This is a genomic window from Acinetobacter pseudolwoffii, assembly GCF_002803605.1.
Taxonomy (GTDB): domain Bacteria; phylum Pseudomonadota; class Gammaproteobacteria; order Pseudomonadales; family Moraxellaceae; genus Acinetobacter; species Acinetobacter pseudolwoffii.
The window spans coordinates 1-1,236 of sequence record NZ_PHRG01000023.1; the positions used below are offsets into that span (position 1 = coordinate 1).

Here is a 1,236-nt window from a genome sequence, read left to right on the forward strand (position 1 = left end):
ATACAGACCCGAAACCAGAATAATAATCGCGGTACATGAACACACCACAAAGGTATCTACAAATACTCCGAGCATCTGTACCAGACCCTGGTTGACTGGATGTTTGACATCCGAGGCTGCAGCAGCATTCGGTGCCGAACCCATCCCTGCCTCGTTAGAGAACAGACCACGCTTGATCCCCATCATCATGGGACGATTTTCTTCATAACCACACTCGATACATTCAATCCACTCATCTTCACCAGAGGTCAGCATGACGACACGATCTAACGCCTGACATTTTGGACATTTTGCGCCTGCAATGAAACGACGTTTAATGGTCATCATACTCACCTTGTGATCAACTTAAAAAGCTAGTTTAAGCGTTTTTAGAGCGGTTCGTCCAACCTTGATGACGTAATGACCAGTGCTTCTAGGCTACTTAACTGATCCTGACTCAGATTACTGACTTTATAATGCAAATCTTTGGGCTGATAATCCAGATACAGACTCAGATCATCCAGTGACTGGCCGATATATTCTGCTTCTCGTACCTACAAGCGCCCACCAATTTGGGTAATCATCCGCTGATTGGCTTCAGGAACCGGCAGCACCAAAAAGTCTGGAAGAAAAGCCGCCACCTTGACGGGAATCAAGTTGAGAGAATACTGCAAGGTCCCGAGGGCCGAATTCGCAAACCCCTTAAAACTGACCAGATCAGGCTGCTGAAAATGATACCGCACTTTCATGGCATCTTAATATTCGTTATTTGGGTAATGATGCCGCACATCATGCTGATAGCAAATCTAGAAAAGACTTAATTTTGCAATGTGGTAATTTTGGTCGTGGTAAAACCGACCTTCTAACGCATAGAGCAAAAATAAAAAATCCCTGATTCGTCGGGGATTTTTTATTTTGGCCTTCTAGATTTTTACACAGCTATCCTGCTTCAGATTCAGTTCAGACAATTTCTGTTGAGAAAATGGCAGTGCTATACATAACTTTCCATCTTGCTGAAAATAACGTCGCCCTGCTGCATTTTGATTCAATAGCTCTATCTCTATACTGCCTGAATTGACTGCATTAAAAGTCATAATTTTATTGCTTAAGACATGATTCATCACAATATATTTTTCAAAGTTGGGCTTACTGATCTGCGCTAGAACAATGAACTTTGTGCAACCTCGAGTGCTTGTAAGGGCATCTGATTGGACAGGTTCATCAATAACTGTTGCTGGCTAGTGCCCGCATCTGGCA

General features: G+C 43.1%; 3 pseudogenes. All 3 read right to left on the bottom strand.

Going from position 1 to position 1,236, the window contains the following annotated elements:
* A pseudogene (locus CWI32_RS14940) lies at nt 1-189 on the bottom strand (alanine:cation symporter family protein); the annotation flags it as partial.
* Nucleotides 190-318: pseudogene (locus tag CWI32_RS14945) on the bottom strand (YheV family putative zinc ribbon protein); the annotation flags it as partial.
* Between the two features lie 83 nt (nt 319-401).
* A pseudogene (locus CWI32_RS15525) lies at nt 402-734 on the bottom strand (type II secretion system protein GspL); the annotation flags it as partial.
* Nucleotides 735-1,236 lie beyond the last annotated feature (502 nt).